At 67.7% G+C, this 15,028-nt stretch carries 20 protein-coding genes; 16 read left to right on the top strand and 4 right to left on the bottom strand.

The window, feature by feature from the left end:
• Positions 1-19 precede the first annotated feature (19 nt).
• The 5 genes from L5G32_RS17095 to L5G32_RS17075 are packed head-to-tail and all read left to right on the top strand — an operon-like array spanning position 20 to position 3,825.
• Entirely contained in the window at positions 20-298 is a 279-nt protein-coding gene (locus L5G32_RS17095; protein WP_237012288.1) for a hypothetical protein, read from the top strand.
• Positions 295-1,233, top strand: a complete 939-nt coding sequence (locus L5G32_RS17090; protein WP_237012287.1) for an ABC transporter ATP-binding protein — start codon at positions 295-297, stop codon at positions 1,231-1,233. Before L5G32_RS17095 ends, L5G32_RS17090 begins: the two co-directional genes overlap by 4 nt.
• Entirely contained in the window at positions 1,230-2,042 is an 813-nt protein-coding gene (locus L5G32_RS17085; protein WP_237012286.1) for an ABC transporter permease, read from the top strand. The genes L5G32_RS17090 and L5G32_RS17085 overlap by 4 nt, the downstream gene beginning before the upstream one ends.
• Complete coding sequence (locus L5G32_RS17080) at positions 2,039-3,208, top strand: sensor histidine kinase (RefSeq protein WP_237012285.1); 1,170 nt, start codon at positions 2,039-2,041, stop codon at positions 3,206-3,208. Before L5G32_RS17085 ends, L5G32_RS17080 begins: the two co-directional genes overlap by 4 nt.
• Positions 3,205-3,825 carry a response regulator transcription factor gene (locus tag L5G32_RS17075; RefSeq protein WP_237012284.1) on the top strand — a complete coding sequence of 207 codons (621 nt, stop codon included), beginning with the start codon at positions 3,205-3,207 and terminating at the stop codon, positions 3,823-3,825. The genes L5G32_RS17080 and L5G32_RS17075 overlap by 4 nt, the downstream gene beginning before the upstream one ends.
• 1 nt (position 3,826) lies before the next feature.
• On the opposite strand, the gene L5G32_RS17070 is transcribed toward L5G32_RS17075, so the two are convergent.
• Complete coding sequence (locus L5G32_RS17070) at positions 3,827-4,456, bottom strand: class I SAM-dependent methyltransferase (protein ID WP_237012283.1); 630 nt, start codon at positions 4,454-4,456, stop codon at positions 3,827-3,829.
• Between the two features lie 96 nt (positions 4,457-4,552).
• Between L5G32_RS17070 and L5G32_RS17065 the strand changes: the two genes are divergently transcribed.
• Positions 4,553-5,347, top strand: a complete 795-nt coding sequence (locus L5G32_RS17065) for an LLM class F420-dependent oxidoreductase (protein ID WP_237012282.1) — start codon at positions 4,553-4,555, stop codon at positions 5,345-5,347.
• A gap of 21 nt (positions 5,348-5,368) precedes the next feature.
• Here the strand turns inward: L5G32_RS17065 and L5G32_RS17060 are convergent, their stop codons facing one another.
• Together L5G32_RS17060 and L5G32_RS17055 are read right to left on the bottom strand one after the other, a co-directional pair.
• Entirely contained in the window at positions 5,369-5,836 is a 468-nt protein-coding gene (locus L5G32_RS17060; RefSeq protein WP_237012281.1) for a hypothetical protein, read from the bottom strand.
• Positions 5,833-6,468 carry an RNA polymerase sigma factor gene (locus tag L5G32_RS17055; protein WP_237012280.1) on the bottom strand — a complete coding sequence of 212 codons (636 nt, stop codon included), beginning with the start codon at positions 6,466-6,468 and terminating at the stop codon, positions 5,833-5,835. The genes L5G32_RS17060 and L5G32_RS17055 overlap by 4 nt, the downstream gene beginning before the upstream one ends.
• Positions 6,469-6,585: 117 nt before the next feature.
• Here L5G32_RS17055 and L5G32_RS17050 point away from each other — a divergent pair, with 117 nt between their 5' ends.
• Genes L5G32_RS17050 through L5G32_RS17025 form a run of 6 tightly spaced genes read left to right on the top strand, consistent with a single transcriptional unit; the run spans position 6,586 to position 9,254 of the window.
• Entirely contained in the window at positions 6,586-7,116 is a 531-nt protein-coding gene (locus tag L5G32_RS17050; protein WP_237012279.1) for an Asp23/Gls24 family envelope stress response protein, read from the top strand.
• The gene (locus L5G32_RS17045; RefSeq protein ID WP_237012278.1) at positions 7,116-7,433 is read left to right on the top strand and encodes a hypothetical protein; all 318 of its coding nucleotides are present in this window, start codon (positions 7,116-7,118) and stop codon (positions 7,431-7,433) included. Before L5G32_RS17050 ends, L5G32_RS17045 begins: the two co-directional genes overlap by 1 nt.
• Entirely contained in the window at positions 7,433-7,612 is a 180-nt protein-coding gene (locus L5G32_RS17040; RefSeq protein WP_237012277.1) for a DUF2273 domain-containing protein, read from the top strand. Before L5G32_RS17045 ends, L5G32_RS17040 begins: the two co-directional genes overlap by 1 nt.
• Entirely contained in the window at positions 7,605-8,114 is a 510-nt protein-coding gene (locus L5G32_RS17035; protein WP_237012276.1) for an Asp23/Gls24 family envelope stress response protein, read from the top strand. Before L5G32_RS17040 ends, L5G32_RS17035 begins: the two co-directional genes overlap by 8 nt.
• Before the next feature lie 4 nt (positions 8,115-8,118).
• Positions 8,119-8,700, top strand: coding sequence for an Asp23/Gls24 family envelope stress response protein (locus L5G32_RS17030; RefSeq protein ID WP_237012275.1), 582 nt, complete (start codon positions 8,119-8,121; stop codon positions 8,698-8,700).
• The gene (locus tag L5G32_RS17025) at positions 8,697-9,254 is read left to right on the top strand and encodes an Asp23/Gls24 family envelope stress response protein (RefSeq protein ID WP_237012274.1); all 558 of its coding nucleotides are present in this window, start codon (positions 8,697-8,699) and stop codon (positions 9,252-9,254) included. The genes L5G32_RS17030 and L5G32_RS17025 overlap by 4 nt, the downstream gene beginning before the upstream one ends.
• 30 nt (positions 9,255-9,284) lie before the next feature.
• Here the strand turns inward: L5G32_RS17025 and L5G32_RS17020 are convergent, their stop codons facing one another.
• Positions 9,285-10,697: a phytoene desaturase family protein gene (locus tag L5G32_RS17020; RefSeq protein ID WP_237012273.1), complete on the bottom strand. Its 1,413-nt coding sequence runs from the start codon at positions 10,695-10,697 to the stop codon at positions 9,285-9,287.
• 58 nt (positions 10,698-10,755) lie between these two features.
• Here L5G32_RS17020 and L5G32_RS17015 point away from each other — a divergent pair, with 58 nt between their 5' ends.
• The 4 genes from L5G32_RS17015 (at position 10,756) to L5G32_RS17000 (ending at position 14,964) form a co-directional block, all read left to right on the top strand.
• Positions 10,756-12,426, top strand: coding sequence for a TPM domain-containing protein (locus tag L5G32_RS17015; RefSeq protein ID WP_237012272.1), 1,671 nt, complete (start codon positions 10,756-10,758; stop codon positions 12,424-12,426).
• 92 nt (positions 12,427-12,518) lie between these two features.
• A complete protein-coding gene (locus L5G32_RS17010; protein WP_237012271.1) occupies positions 12,519-12,971 on the top strand; it encodes a MarR family winged helix-turn-helix transcriptional regulator in 453 nt (150 codons plus the stop codon).
• On the top strand, positions 12,971-14,239 hold the full coding sequence (locus L5G32_RS17005; protein WP_237012270.1) for an MFS transporter: 1,269 nt from the start codon (positions 12,971-12,973) through the stop codon (positions 14,237-14,239). The genes L5G32_RS17010 and L5G32_RS17005 overlap by 1 nt, the downstream gene beginning before the upstream one ends.
• Before the next feature lie 47 nt (positions 14,240-14,286).
• Positions 14,287-14,964 (top strand): SDR family oxidoreductase, encoded by a 678-nt coding sequence (locus L5G32_RS17000; RefSeq protein WP_237012269.1) that lies wholly within the window; start codon positions 14,287-14,289, stop codon positions 14,962-14,964.
• The last annotated feature ends 64 nt before the right edge of the window (positions 14,965-15,028 follow it).

Below are 15,028 nucleotides of genomic sequence, written 5' to 3'. Positions count from 1 at the left end.
CTCCGACGACGCTGGAGTCATGAACACGACAGCGAACGCTCCCAGTCCCAACCGCCACGCTCCCGGGTTCCGCGAAGCCTCCATGAACGACCTGTTCATCGACTGCTGCCGCCTCGGGCCCGCCCCGACGCGATCACGTGAACTCTTCGTCATCGCGACGACCGCGGTCCTTCTCGCGATCATCTTCGCCGTCGTCCAGGCATCGTGGATCTTCATCACAACGGCCTCGGCGATCGTCGCCGTCTACCTGGCGGGTCGCTGGGTGTTCGGCGAGCGCAACCGGTGGAACGTCCGATGAGCGCCGCCGTCTCCGCCCGCGACCTGCACCGCTGGTACGGGCACGGCGACGACGCGTACCACGCAGTTCGCGGGGTCGACCTCGACATCGCGCACGGCGAGGTGTTCGCGCTGCTCGGAACCAACGGCGCGGGCAAGACGTCGACCCTCGACCTCCTCGAAGGCCTGGCCGCACCCGACGGCGGGACCGTCGAAGTGTTCGGGCTCGACCCGATGCGGGACCGCAGGCAGGTCCGGCCCGACCTGGGGATCATGCTGCAGTCCGGCGGGCTCCCCGCCGAGCTGACCGTCACCGAGACTCTCGAGATGTGGCGCGGCACGTGCACGCATCCGACGACCGCCGACGACGTGCTGACCAAAGTCCATCTCACCGATCGCGCCGACGTCCGCGTCGGCTCCCTGTCCGGCGGCGAGAAGCGACGCGTCGACCTCGCGTGCGCGCTGCTCGGACAGCCCCGACTGCTGTTCTTGGACGAGCCGACCACCGGCCTCGACCCCGAGAACCGGCGCGCCACCTGGCAGTTGCTCGACGACCTGAAGTCCGCAGGCGTCACCATGGTCCTGACCACGCACTACCTCGACGAGGCCGAAGCGCTCGCCGACCGGATCGCGATCATGCACGCCGGAGCCGTCGCTCGATCCGGAACGCTCCGCGACATCGTCGACGGTCACCCGTCGACCATCGCCTTCGACCGCTCGGCTCTCGACCATCGGGGCGCGCCACTGCCCCCGCTCGCGGACCTGCGCATCGACGGCGAACGCGTCTCGCTGACCACCCACCGTCTCCAAGACGACCTGCTCGCGCTCCTGGCCTGGGCCGACCGCGAACAGATCACCCTCCCCGGGCTCACCGCCCGCGCCGCGTCACTCGAATCGGTGTTCCTCGACCTCGCGGGCGAACCGGCGGACAACGACAAGATCGGAGTCACCGCATGACCACCGCAGCACCCACATTCCGTCGCAGTCCCCTGGCGTCGCTCGCACGCGCCGAGTTCCTGCAGTTCCGTCGCAACAAGACGCTCGTCGTCACCGGCGTGATCTTCCCGGTCCTCCTGCCGGTCGCGACCTACCTCCTCGTCCGCAACGGCAACGACGGTCAGGTCGACCGGGACGCGGTCGCCGCAACCTTCGACATGTTCGCGCTGTTCGCCCTCATGTTCGTGCAGTACTACACGGTGCTCTCGATGGTCACGACCCGCCGCAGCGAAGGCGTGCTGAAACGGCTCCGCACCGGGGAAGCCGCCGACTGGCAGATCCTCGCGGCGCCCAACGTGCCCGGCGTCGCCGTCACCACGATGTCGTCGCTCCTCGTCTGCGCCATCGTGTACGCGACCGGCGCACCGGGACCGGTCAACGTGCTCGCGATGGCGATCGGACTCGTCGGCGGAGCCATCGTGTTCGGCCTCCTCGCCCTCGCCACCAGCGGATTCACCAAGAACGCCGAAGCCGCGCAGATCACGTCGCTCCCCGTGATGGCGCTCGCCATGGTCGGGATGGGGAACATCCGCTCCACGCTCCCCGACCGGGCCGCCGACCTGCTCGGCTGGACGCCGTACGCGGCGGTCTCCGACCTCATGCACCTGGGCACGGCAGGCAAGACCGCCACTGCGGGCGCCGACGCTCCCGTCGCCGATTTCGCCGGTACCTTCGCCGAAGCCGGCCGCCCAGTTGCGACACTGGTCATATGGACCGCAATCGCGATCGCCCTCGTCTACAAAGGATTCCGCTGGGACGACCGCGGATGAAAAACGCTCGAGCTCCGCTCGACCGGCACAAATCCCCCCTCGCTCCGCTCGACCGGTGGCAGCGCCTGTCCGAACCCGCGAAGTATCGCGTCTACACCAGGTGGACATTGGAGGGCACCGCGATCATCGTGGGGCTCACCGCGATGGTCAGCGGGCACAAATACCCCAGCGTCGTCGTCGCGACCGCGCTCGCCACCCTGTCCGCGGTCCTCGCCTTCGAATCGCGGCCGGAACTGACGACGCGAACTGGTTCGGCTGCCAACCGCAGACTCGCGATCGCGGGCGCCGTCGGATTCGCGGCCGCCTGGGGCGGCGGGCTGTACGTTGCGGCCTCCCTCGACGCCGAGACAGGCCTCGGTGTCGGCTGGGTGGTCGTCGGCTTCGCCTCGTTGTCGACGTTCGCGTTCTCGCGGTGGCGTTGGCTCCTCGCGGTCGCAGCCGTCGCCGCGACAATCGCAGCGTTCGGCGCACCAGGCGGCTATGCGGCGGTGAGCGTCACCCTGTTGGCAGTAACCGTCGCCTGCGTGGCCATCACCCGCCTGTCGCTGTGGGCGCTGCACGTCGTCGACGGCCTGGACAAGGCGCGCGAGACGCAGGCACAGCTTCACGTGGCCGAGGAACGCCTCCGCTTCTCTCGCGATCTGCACGACGTGGTGGGACGCGGATTCTCCACGATCGCGGTCAAGAGCGAACTCGCGTCCCGACTGTCTCACGCCGGCGCTGCAGACCGAGCCGCCGACGAGATGGATCAAGTGAAGGCCCTTGCCGTCGCCTCGCTCGAAGAGATGCGCTCGCTGGTCCGCGGCTACCGCGGGATCGATCTGACCGGCGAGATCGCAGGCGCCCAAGCGCTTCTCGACGCCGCCGGATGCCGACTGACGGTCCACGGCGACAGCGGCACCGTCCCCGAAGAACTCCACGAGACCGCGGCGTGGGTCGTGCGCGAAGGCACCACCAACATTGTGCGTCACTCGTCCGCGAGGACCGCCACCCTCACACTGGGGCCGTCGGGTATGAGCCTGACCAACGACGGCGTGACCTCAGCCGAAGGCGAGCACTCCGGTCTCCGCGGCCTCACCGAACGACTCGACAAGGTCCGCGGACGCCTGACCACCGACGCCGACGGCGATCGATTCACTCTTGAGATCCGTTGGGAGACGGCATGATTCCAGTCCTTATGGCCGACGACGAGACCCTGATCCGGTCGGCGATGGCCACCATGCTCGGCCTCGAGGACGATCTGGAAGTCATCGCCCACGTCGGGACCGGTGAAGAACTCGTCGACCTGTGGCGCGCCCGCGCCGACGACGGGCTGCCGACCGCCGTCGCCGTCCTCGATCTGCAACTGCCCGGCATCGACGGTATCGAGACGGCACAGCAGATCCTGAAGCTCACCCCCGGCGCCGGCTGCCTGATCGTCACCAGCCACGGCCGACCCGGATACCTCAAACGTGCGCTGTCGATCGGGGTGCGCGGATTCCTCCCCAAGACGGCGTCCGCTACGACCCTCGCCACCGTGATCCGCTCGGTCCACGACGGCGGACGCTATGTCGACCCGGAACTCGCCGCCGAAGCGATCAGCACCGGCGACTCAGTGCTGACCCCGCGCGAAGCCGACGTCCTCGAGTTCGCGATCGACGGCGCGTCCATCGACGAGATCGCCACCCGCGCCCACCTCTCGGCGGGCACCACCCGCAACTATCTGTCGTCGGCGATGGCCAAGCTCGCCGTCGCCAACCGCTACGAGGCCGCCGTCAAAGCACGAGAGCTGGGCTGGATCTGATTCACCGGATTCGACGGGCCCGCAACACATCGTCGTCGACGTGCGCGCCGTCCCCGGCCGCCACCCCGCGCGGGCGGACCTCGTTCACCACGATCTCCCAATCGTCACCGAGTCGAGCGGCGATGTCGGACGGGAAGAAGTAGTCCGACGGATCGAAGCCGTGCTCCTTCATACCCTGTGCCGCATGGACGACCAGCAGGAACTGTCCGCCGGGCTCGACCGCGCCGAGCAGCGCGTCGAGGAGTCGTTCCTGCGAGCGAGCGATGTGAAAGTAGACGGCCGACACGAGACCGAACGGCGCGTTCGGAATCGGATCGGTCGTCACGTCGAGTCGATGCCAGCCGATCGAACCGTCCGGGTCGGCGGCACGGGCCCGGTCCATCGCGACCTGAGAGATGTCGACGGCGGTGACCTTCCATCCCTTGCCCGCGAGCCACCGCGCGTCGGCGCCTTCGCCGCTGCCGACGTCCAACGCCGTGCCCGGCTCGAGCGACTCGACCTCAGTGACGAGAGCGGGATTGACGTTCGTCGTCCACAGTCGGTCGGACGTCGAGTACTTCTCGTCCCACTCCTGCGCAGTCTCCGGGTGGCGACCGGCGGCTGCCGGTCCGTGCGTGTGTTCTGTCGTCATAGTGACCACAGTGCCAGCGTCATGCTGATTTGTCATTGCATGTTGCTGTATTGGCAAAAATGGAGGGTGCTGGCGCGGGGGTACAGAATGGACGGCATGACTTCACGCGTTCGTATCGGTGTCCAGATCCAGCCGCAGCACTCGCCCGACTACTCGCTCATCAGAGACGCGGTCCGTCGCGCCGAGGACATCGGAGTCGACATCGCCTTCAACTGGGACCACTTCTATCCGCTGTACGGCGATCCCGACGGCGCGCACTTCGAATGCTGGACGATGCTCGGCGCCTGGGCCGAACAGACCGAACGGATCGAGCTCGGACCACTGGTGACCTGCAACAGCTACCGGAATCCGGAGCTGCTGGCCGATATGGCCCGCACCGTCGATCACATCTCCGGCGGCCGCGTCGTCCTCGGCATCGGGAGCGGCTGGTTCGAACGCGACTACACCGAGTACGGCTACGAGTTCGGGACCAAGGGGTCGCGCCTGGACGCACTCGGTGAGGCACTCCCCCGGATCGAGTCCCGGATGGGCCGGCTCAATCCGCAGCCGACACGCAAGATCCCGGTCCTGATCGGCGGCGGCGGCGAACGGAAGACGCTGCGCCACGTCGCAACCCACGCCGACATCTGGCATTCGTTCGTCGACGTCGAGACGTACCGGCACAAGTCGGCCATCCTCGCCGAGCACTGCGCCGCCGTCGGCCGCGACCCGGCGAGCATCGAACGTTCCGCCGAACTGAAGAGTCGCGATGACGTCGACGGTCTGCTCCGGTTCGCCGACGACATCACGGCCGAAGGCGTGACACTCCTGACGTACGCGGTCAACGGACCCGACTACGACCTGTCGACCGTGGAGCGCCTCGTCGCCTGGCGCGACGCGCGCGAGGGCTGACCGCGTCCCAACCCCAGGGGGTCAGTCCAGCCACTCGCGCGTGTACAGGTCCTGCCAGCGCACCGAGATGTTGGTGCGCGCGGCAGCGCTCGCGTGCACTCCGATCGTCGACGTCAAAACATCCTCGACCACGTCCCTGACCTGGTCAGACTGCGCGATCAGACTATCTGTGTACCGCGCGATCAGGCCGATACGGACGCCGTCGACCTCGTCCTCGGGACCGTCGATGGACGCGAACACGACGAGTCGACCCAATGCGCGCCGGATCCGAACCGCGATCAGTTCCTTGACGATTCGATCGCTGACCGACACGCCGCGCTCGTCGGCGGCGAGCATCCGCGCCGGCCGCCGGATGCGACTGAGCCCGGACGAGATCGACGTGATCAGTCGTTCCACATCGCTGTCGGGCTCGCGGTCGTCGCGGATCGCGTCGACCAGCCACGCGTCGGTGGGGTCGTCGGTCGACTCGTCGTAACGTACGTCGTTCATGGTCGACCTCCTTTCCCGGTCGCGGCCGGTCCGTCGTCGTGCCTCGCGCCTGGTTGCCACGGGGCGAGTCGCGTGACCAGGAATTTCCTCGCTCGCTGTAGATGCCCCCGTACCGACCCGGTACTGATGCGCAAGACCTCCGAGATCTCGACGAGGGTCAGCCCTTCGACTTCTTTGAGCCACCACGCGGCCCTCGAAGTGTGCGGCAAGTTTCCCAGTTCTGCACGCAATGCGTCCATCAAAGCCGAATGTTCGGCGGTGTCGGCAGGCAACGGCCCCTGGGCGACGAGTTCCTCGAACCGCTCCCCGTCGGTCGGGAGATCCCGCCGTCGACGGTAGTAGTCGACCGTCTTCCGATGCGCGACCGCGAACATCCAGGTCCGGAACGAGCTTCGAAAGGCGAAGTCGGGAAGCCCCTTCCACGCATCGAGGAGCGTCTCCTGGGCCAGGTCTTCGGCTGTCTGAGGCTCGTTGACCATGCGCCGCATATAGCGCAACAAGACCGGCGACATGCGCCTGACCAGCACCTCGAACGCTTCGGCATCACCCACTGCCGCGGCGCCTGCGAGCTCGTCATCGGACAGGTCATCTAGGTCGAGGCTGTCGTTGTGACCGACATCACGTACATTCATGCGTGCAACTTCTTTGTGTCGATGCGACTGACTTTACACACGGGTCGCGTGATTCGGCTTCGGCCGGACGAGGGGTCGCGATCGGTGTGCAAACGAGAATATGACGAAGGAGCTCGTGTGTCTGACAACGCCACCACCACAGCAACGCAGGAGAAGAAGCCGACTGCAGAGAAGACGGTCTCTGGGGAGAAGACTGTCGCTCCATCGACGCGCGAAGCTGAGCATGCGGCAGGCCGCGAGGTCGTGCGACGCGACACTGCGGCCGACCGCGGCCGCACCTCGATCGCCGACATCGTCGTCGCGAAGATCGCGGGCATCGCTGCTCGCGAGATCGACGGCGTCTACGACGTCGGCGGGACCACCGAGCGCATGGTCGGCAAGGTCCGCGAGGTGATTCCGGGAACGACCGTGAGTGCCACACAGGGCATCAACGTCGAGGTCGGTGAGCGTCAGGCAGCCGTCGACGTGTCGATCGTGGCCGACTACGGCGTCGCGATCCACCAGCTCGCCGCCGCCATCCGTCGCAACGTGATCACCGCGATCGAGCAGATGACCGGCCTGGAGGTCACCGAGGTCAACGTGACCGTGCACGACGTGAGCTTCGGGGAGGAAGAGGAGAAGACAGAAAGTGCGCGGAGGGTCGAGTGATGACTGCCGATAGTGGTCCTGCTGACGCGGTCGAGGTCGGGTCAGTGGCCGAGCAGATCGCAGACGCGGTCCTTGCGCTGCCCGGGGTCATCGACCTGCACAGCGGGCTGTTCGGCGAGGTCGCGACATACATGCCCGGACAACGCGTGTCGGGCATCGCGCTCCGCGACGAGGACGGGGAGGTCCACATCGTCGCCGATCTGACGTACGACTTGCAGGAAGTGGCTGCGGCAGTCCGCGACACCGCGGAGTCGATCACCGGGCTGGAGTTCTCGGTGGTCGTCGAAGACATCGCACAGACGAGGAAGGCTGGCTGATGAACAAAGCCGTCATCGGATTGTTTGCCGGACTGCTCCTTGCGTTGGCGGCTCTCGTCGGCGGGTTCTGGGGACTGGTGCTCGCACTCGTCTTCGGCCTGATCGGTGTGATCGTCGGTTTGCAGCTCGAAGGCACCCTCGACCTCGGCGCAGTGGTTCGGAGCCGCGGCCGTGGTTGATGAGACTCTCGCCGAGGACCGCGTCGTGGAGGGCGACGCGGCCTCGGCGAGTATCCGCCCGGCGGGCACTCTCGTCATCGCCGACCGAGTGATCCAGAGGATCGCCGAACGCGCAGCCCTCAACGTCGACGGCGTCGTCCGTCAGCAGGGCACCGTCGGTTCGGTCCTCGGATCGTCGGCGACGGACTTGCTGGGGATCAGTTCGGATCTCCCGCAAGCCACTGTCGATGCTGCAGGGACTGCTCGTCGCCTGTCGATGACCGTCGCCCTGGTGTGGCCGAGTGCAGTGACTCGCGTCTGCCAGCAGATCCGCGAGTCCGTCGCCGACGAGCTCGAGGCGTTCGTCGGCGATCGTCCGCTCAGAGTGGATGTCACTGTCCGCCAATTCGTTCCGCGCGACGAGGTGAAACGCAGAAAGCAGGGTTACATCGACCTGCCGAGCGTCACCGAATCGCCCGAGCGCGCCACAGCATCGGAGGACGTCCATGACCTCGAGAACTGACAGCTTGAGCACTGAAACCGGCAACCGCCCGGCCGGTACCTCCGACACCGCGAGCCGCAAGGTGTTCGCACCGTCCGGACGGCCGGGTGCAGCAATCCTCGGCGCCGTCATCGGCATCGCGCTCCTCGTGTTGTGCGGGGTCGCGGTTCGCGATCTCGTCCTGGAGGCCGGTTGGATCGACGGCGACCCGTGGCTTGGGCACGCAGCCCACTGGTCCAGCGAGACGGCGTGGACCAGTTGGATGTGGGCTGCGGCGATCGCCTGCATCGTGATCGGCCTCGCGTTGCTCGTGGCGTCGATGAAACCGCGCCGCGCCACCCACCTCCGGCTCACCGACCACGACGTCCTGTGGACGCGCCGCGTCGACGTCGCCCGTCGGTGCAGTGCTGCCGCCCAGGCCGTCGCGGGCGTCGATCACGCCACGACTGTCGTCACCCGTCGCAAAGCGAAGTGCACGGTGATCGCCCGCGACTCGGTCGACCGAGACCGTGTCCACACGGTGGTCGACGAGGTCATCGGCGATGTCGAATCGCCTAACCGAGCCGTCGTCCGCTTCTCCACCCGAAACGCCGGTGATCGTCGATGAACCGTCTACCCGCCGCAGTGCACCGGTCCACGACCGCGGTGATCGGACTCGTTCTACTGGTCATCGGGCTCGCTGCCCTCGCGTGGAATCTCGACGTGCAACCGTTCGTCGACTGGATGAACAACATCGACACGGATGCCGTCGGGCGCTTCGCCGACAGCGGATGGTGGACGCTCGTCCTCGCCGGAATCGTGCTGATCACGCTGTTGTGGGCCATTCCGCTCATCGTCTCGTCGCTCCGCCCGGGAAAGATCGACGACGTCGAGCTCGACGGATCCGGTGAGACGGGAACGATGACCGTCGCGCCGAAGCTGATCGCAGCGGCGGCCGCCGACGAACTGTCCGGCGACACGACGTTCACTTCGGTGTCCGCGCGAGCTCTGAACGATCGAGCGCGCAGCATCATTCGCCTCGAGGTGACGGCCCGTCCAGACCACCCGTATCCGGAGATCGCGGACAAGGTCGGCGTCGTGACCGACCAGATCCGCGAGGCGATCGGCGACTCGGACGTCCACGTCCAGGCCTTTGTCCACTTGGAACCCCGAAAACGCTGAGTACAGCAGCGCTGTTTCAGCAGCGCTGACTCAGCCGCGCGCCAGCACAGCGCGAGCCGCTCGGTAGCCGGACATTCCGTGCACACCGCCGCCCGGGGCCGTCGCCGACGAGCACAGGTAGACGCCGGGGACCCCGGTGATCTGGGGTGTCGGTGACAGCACCGGGCGCGCCACGAGCTGCGACAGACTGGCCGCACCGCAGTTGATGTCGCCGCCGACGTAGTTGGCGTTGTGGCGTTGCAGATCGGTCGCCGTAGTGACTCGGACGCCCGTGATCGTGTCGCGGAAACCCGGTGCGACCCTTTCGATCTCGGACACGATCCGATCAGACACATCGACGCCGCAGTCGGCCGGGACATGGCAGTACGCCCACGCGAGATGAGTGCCGGACGGCGCTCGCGACGGATCGATCCTGGTCGGCTCGCCGCCGAGCACCCATGGCCGCTCCGGTAGCACTCCTGCGGCGACGTCGGCCTCGGTACGCCTGATCTGGGCGATGTCGTCGGCCAGATGGAAGGTGGCGGTCCGGGCCATCAAGTCTGACCGATCGGCCCACGGGATGGGGTCGGTGAGCACGAAGTCGACCTTGCACGTTCCGCCGCCGTAGGCGAATCGGCGCAGAGCGCGGGTGTATCGGCGACCCAGCCGGTCGGCGAACAGCCGAGCGACCAGGTCGGGTGATGTGTCGAACAACAGGTCGCACCCGGTCGGAAGCTGACCGAGATCGGTCACCCCGCACCCGGTCTCGATCCGGCCGCCTGCAGCACGGACCACCGAGGCGAGCGCGTCGACGATAGCGTGGGAACCGCCCTGCGCCACCGGCCACCCGGTGGTCGCCAGCGTTCCGAGCAACAAGCCGGCAGCCGAAGATCCAGGAGCCGTCAGCGGCCGCTCGGCGTGCGCGGCGATCCCGGCGAACACGGTCGCGGCGCGCGCAGTAGTGAACGCCCGCACCAGTAGCTCTGTCGGCAGTGCGGCCGCCGCAGCGAATCCCGCCGTCCGCATCAGTCTACGACGCGGCACCGTCGGCATCGCCAGAATCTGTTCGACGAGGGCTCTCGGATCGTTCGCCTCGACCAGGGTCCGCCATCTTTTCGCATCCGCGCCGAGTTCTGTTGCCGTGCACTCTGGTTCGCGATGAATGCCAGTTGTTCCGGACGCCGCGACATGCGCGAGCGAGACGTCGGGGACCAGCCAGTTCAGCCCGTGGTCGGTCAACCGCAGATCCGTGAACGCCGGTGAGGCATATCCGGTCGGGTGAACGGCGGAGCAGACGTCGGTCCGAATGCCCGGCCCGAACCATTCGTCGGTGCGCGCGCCTCCCCCGATCGTGTCGGCGGCCTCCAGGACGAGCACTCGTCGACCGGCGCACGCCAGCACGGCGGCCGCGGTGAGTCCGTTCGGCCCGGAACCGACGATCACTGCATCGAACTCGTCACGCACTCTTCACTCCTCTCCCAGCCTGCCCGCTTACGTCGTACCCAGACGATAGATTGGTTCCATGTCGTCTGCTTCTGTCCGACGGGTCCTGGCTCTCGCGCCTGCTCTCGCCGCTCTGCTGCTCGCCTCGACGCTGCTGTGCGCACCGGCACACGCGGAGGCGCCGTTCCGCCTCCCCACACAGGTGGTCGATCCGGCGGGCGCCCTCGACGGCACGCAGAGCGCCCGTGTGTGGCAGGCGGTCTACGACGTGGACGGTGCGCACGACATCCAGTACTGGGTGGTGTACGTCAAGAACTTCGGCGGCCTCGCGCCCGAGGACTGGGTGGCCAAGACCGTCCGGCAGAGCGACTTCGGTGCACACGACGTCGTCCTCGCGATCGCCACCGAGCCGCGCGACTACGTTCTGCAGGCGCCAGTCGAGGTGGAAGGCCTCACCGCGGAGGAGACCGACCGGATCATCTCCGACGACCTCGCACCCGCCGTGGACCAGGGCCGATTCGCTGATGCCGCCGTCGTCGTCGGAGAGGACATCGCAGACGTCGGCGGCGAACCGGAGTCGTCCCGGGCCTGGTGGATCGCGCTGGCCGTCGTCGTACTCGTGCTGCTGGCGGTCGGGGCAGCTCTGCTGCTGCTCCTGCGCAGGCGTCGGGCGGCCGCCGAGCACGCGGACGCGTTCACCGCCGACCAACTCGGCCAGAAGCCCGTCGGGGAGCTCGATCCGTGGTCCCGCGAAGTGCTGACGACCACCGACCGGGCTATCCGGAACAGCGGCGACGAAGCAGTTCGTGCGCGCGACGAGCGCGGGACCGCTGCCGATCCCTTCATCTCGGCCGTCGCCGACGCGCGCGCGGCCATCGCGGCGTCGTACATGCTGCGCCAACGACTCGACGACGACCAGGTCTCCGACCCCGCCGACCAGCGCCGCATGCTGGTCGAGATCATCACGACCTGTTCCAATGCCGACGCGATGCTCGACGGGCGGAGTACCGCCCTCGACAGCCTGCGCGATCTCAGCGCCGACGGCGAGCGACGCCTGGACGCACTGTCCACCGCCGTGGTCGAGGCCACCGATCGGATACCGGAGATCGAGTCGGGCCTCGCCGAACTGGCGTCGACACCCCCCGAGGTCGACGGGAACCTCACGCTCGCGCGCCATCTGCTCGACTTCGCTCGCGAGTGCACCGACCAGGGTCGCGACGCAGCGGCCGCCGGGCAACGCGGTTCGGTCATCGGCGCGATTCGTTCCGCCGAGGGCGCGCTCGACCAGGCGACGAGGCTGCTCAACGCGGCCGAAGACGCCGACGACACGCCCCGATCGACCGGCCTGTCGGACGTGGTCGACCTGGTCCGGGCCGCCTCGACGTACGTGCAGACGCGTCGCGGCGTCGTCGGTTCGGTCGCGTTCACGCGGCTGTCCGAGGCACGCCGTCTGGCCGACGTCGCCGCCGATCTCGCCGACACCGACTCGGACGGATCTGCGGGCACAGCGGCCCGAGCAGCCGATCTCGCTAGTCAGGCCCTGGACGCCGCGGCCGCCGATGTCGCGGATTGGTGGGCCGATCAAGTCGGCGCGCCGAGCGATCTCGCCCCCGTGCTCGCAGGAGTACTCGTCGACAGCGTATTGATCGGATCGGTGCACGACGGCGGTTACAGCCACGACGGCCGCAGCCCCGCGTCATTCGGCGGTTCGTCGAGCGCGGGCCGCATCGGCGTGGGCGAACGCGTCTGACCTGCGCTCCTCTGTCGAGCGGGATCGAGTGTCTCGCAACTCATACGCGCTCCGCTTTTACTTAGGCTTACTAAGTATTAGAGTCACTAACTGTGCCTGAGACGAATTCTACTGAGACGAATCCTTCGGAACTGGCGAGCGAACTACGCCATACAGTGACCCGCCTGTACCTCGCGCTGCGGCGCAACAGCCCGGTCGCTGAACTCACCGCGGCCCAGTCATCAGCGCTGGTGACCCTCCTCGATCACGGGCCCATGCGGATGGGCGTCCTCGCCGACCGCGAAGGCGTCCGCGTGCCGACGGCGACGAACCTCGTCGACGTGCTGACGCGTGACGGACTCGTGACCCGCGCACCCGACCCGGACGATCGGCGCGCCGTCGTCATCGCACTCACCGACGAGGGACGCGGCATCGTCGACCGCGTGCGCTCTCGACGTGACGACGTGGTGACCGCCGCGCTCGACGAACTGTCCGACGAACAACGGGCCGTCCTCGCGGCTGCCGCTCCGGCCCTGCGGGACCTGCGCGCACGATTGGAGAAGTGATGGCAGAGCACGACCACTCACTCACCGAAGCTTTCAAAGACCAGCCTCGTACGGTGTGGGTGACAGCGTTCGCCGCGGTGATCGCGTTCATGGGCATCGGCCTGGTGGACCCGATCCTCAACTCGATCGCCGAAGCCCTGAACGCACCGCACGAGAAATTGACCCTCCTGTTCGGCGTCTACATGGGCGTCCAGGTGGTCGCGATGCTGGTGACCGGTTGGGCCGCATACCGATTCGGGCCGAAGCGGACGTTGAGCGCGGGGCTGGCCTGCATCGTGGTCGCGGCGGGCGTCTCGGCGTTCGCCGACAACATCGACCAGTTGATCGCCCTGCGCGTCATCTGGGGTCTCGGCAACGCGCTGTTCATCGCGACGGCGCTCGCATTCATCGTCGGGCAGGCCCGCGGCAACCAACACGGCGCGATCCTCCTGTACGAAGCGGCCCTCGGCGCTGGCCTGGCCGTCGGACCGCTTCTCGGTGCCGTCCTAGGCGAATGGAGCTGGCGCGCACCGTTCGCGGGCACCGCTGTCCTGATGCTGATCGGCGCGGTCCTCTGTGCGATGCTGTTGCCGCCCGACGGTCCCGCATCCGAGCGTCAGCCCGTCAATCTGCTGGACCCGATCAAGGCGCTGCGCAACAAGGCGCTCCTGATCAACTCGATCGGCTCCGCGTTCTATACCGGCGCACTGTTCACGGTCATCGCATGGGCTCCGCTCGCGATGGGGCTTCGTCCGATCTATGCAGGCATGATCTTCTTCGGCTGGGGCCTGTTGACCGCGCTGGCCGGTGTGTTCATCGCCCCCGGCGTCGCGCGCGCCATCGGCGACCGAGCCGGTGTCGTCTCCGCCATCAGCGGGTACGCGGTCGTCATGGCGCTCGCCGCAATCGGCGTCCTGACCGACCAAGTGTGGTTGATCAGCCTCGCCGTCGTCATCTCCGGTATCCCCTCCGGCATCCTGAACACCCTGTTCACCGGGGTCGCGATGTCGGCGACCGACTCCACCACTCCCCGATCTGTGGCATCTGCCGGGTACAGCTTCCTGCGCTGGATGGGCGCAGCCGTGTCCGCGATCCTCGTCGCCTACCTCGCCGAGTGGTTCGGCGGCGCAGCGCCGTTCTGGTTCGCCGCAGGCTACTGCGGCGTCGCCGTCCTCGCGATCGTCGGATCCAACCTCATCGGGTCCAGCCGGTCCGCGCCCGCGGGAGTCAACCAGAACCAGCACACTGTCGACGACGACGCCGCCCTGACCGGCGCCGAAGAGTTCTGAGCCGAGAATCTCCAGCCTTGGGCACTCTGCCCAGTACAGTCGGCGCCATGCCGACCGCACTGATCACCGGAGCCAGCCGTGGGGTGGGCGCGCAGATCGCTCGCGCGCTCACCTCGACCCACGATCTCCTCCTCGGCGGCCGCGGCAGCCCCGAACTCGACTCGCTGGCAACGGAATTGGATGGTGCGGCGACGTTCGACGTCGACCTGACCGATTACGATTCGGTCGAAGCCTCCGTCGAGGCGATCAGTTCCCTGGACCTGCTGGTGCACAGCGCCGGTGTCGCGAGCAGCCTGGAAAGCGTCGCCGACACCCCGGTCGACGAGTGGCGAGACCTCCTCGAGGTGAATCTGATCGCCGCCGCCGAACTGACCCGATTGCTCCTGCCCGCGCTCCGCGAGGCGGGCGGTCACGTCGTCTTCATCAACTCGGGTGCTGGGATGCGCGTCAATCCGGGGTGGACGCCGTACGCCGCGAGCAAGTTCGGGCTGCGCGCCCTCGCCGACGGACTGCGCGCCGAGGAACCGTCGATCCGTGTCACGTCGATCTTCCCCGGCCGCATCGACACCGACATGCAACGCGACATCGTCGCGCGTGAGGGCGACGACTACGACCCCACTCGGTTCCTCCGACCCGAGACGGTCGCCGCAGCGGTCGCGCATGCCGTCGCCACGCCGTCCGATGCGCATCCGACGGACATCGTGCTGCGACCGACGGGTCGCTGAGGCCTTCCCGCGACGGCCGGGCACTCCCGCTATTAGTCAGTCCAGTAGCGGGAACACCGATCCG

The organism is Gordonia zhenghanii, from assembly GCF_021738965.1.
Taxonomy (GTDB): domain Bacteria; phylum Actinomycetota; class Actinomycetes; order Mycobacteriales; family Mycobacteriaceae; genus Gordonia; species Gordonia zhenghanii.
The sequence above is the reverse complement of the archived record's forward strand: the minus strand, read 5'-3'. Positions and strand labels throughout refer to the sequence as shown.

Bases quoted from the DNA above. Each gene is read 5' to 3' on its own strand.
- L5G32_RS17090 (WP_237012287.1), top strand. From the start codon at position 295: ATGAGCGCCGCCGTCTCCGCCCGCGACCTGCACCGCTGGTACGGGCAC.
- L5G32_RS17015 (WP_237012272.1), top strand. From the start codon at position 10,756: ATGTCGTCTGCTTCTGTCCGACGGGTCCTGGCTCTCGCGCCTGCTCTC.
- L5G32_RS17060 (WP_237012281.1), bottom strand. From the start codon at position 5,836: ATGAACGACGTACGTTACGACGAGTCGACCGACGACCCCACCGACGCG.
- L5G32_RS17085 (WP_237012286.1), top strand. From the start codon at position 1,230: ATGACCACCGCAGCACCCACATTCCGTCGCAGTCCCCTGGCGTCGCTC.
- L5G32_RS17000 (WP_237012269.1), top strand. From the start codon at position 14,287: ATGCCGACCGCACTGATCACCGGAGCCAGCCGTGGGGTGGGCGCGCAG.
- L5G32_RS17070 (WP_237012283.1), bottom strand. From the start codon at position 4,456: ATGACGACAGAACACACGCACGGACCGGCAGCCGCCGGTCGCCACCCG.
- L5G32_RS17095 (WP_237012288.1), top strand. From the start codon at position 20: ATGAACACGACAGCGAACGCTCCCAGTCCCAACCGCCACGCTCCCGGG.
- L5G32_RS17080 (WP_237012285.1), top strand. From the start codon at position 2,039: ATGAAAAACGCTCGAGCTCCGCTCGACCGGCACAAATCCCCCCTCGCT.
- L5G32_RS17075 (WP_237012284.1), top strand. From the start codon at position 3,205: ATGATTCCAGTCCTTATGGCCGACGACGAGACCCTGATCCGGTCGGCG.
- L5G32_RS17065 (WP_237012282.1), top strand. From the start codon at position 4,553: ATGACTTCACGCGTTCGTATCGGTGTCCAGATCCAGCCGCAGCACTCG.
- L5G32_RS17005 (WP_237012270.1), top strand. From the start codon at position 12,971: ATGGCAGAGCACGACCACTCACTCACCGAAGCTTTCAAAGACCAGCCT.
- L5G32_RS17040 (WP_237012277.1), top strand. From the start codon at position 7,433: ATGAACAAAGCCGTCATCGGATTGTTTGCCGGACTGCTCCTTGCGTTG.
- L5G32_RS17045 (WP_237012278.1), top strand. From the start codon at position 7,116: ATGACTGCCGATAGTGGTCCTGCTGACGCGGTCGAGGTCGGGTCAGTG.
- L5G32_RS17025 (WP_237012274.1), top strand. From the start codon at position 8,697: ATGAACCGTCTACCCGCCGCAGTGCACCGGTCCACGACCGCGGTGATC.
- L5G32_RS17055 (WP_237012280.1), bottom strand. From the start codon at position 6,468: ATGAATGTACGTGATGTCGGTCACAACGACAGCCTCGACCTAGATGAC.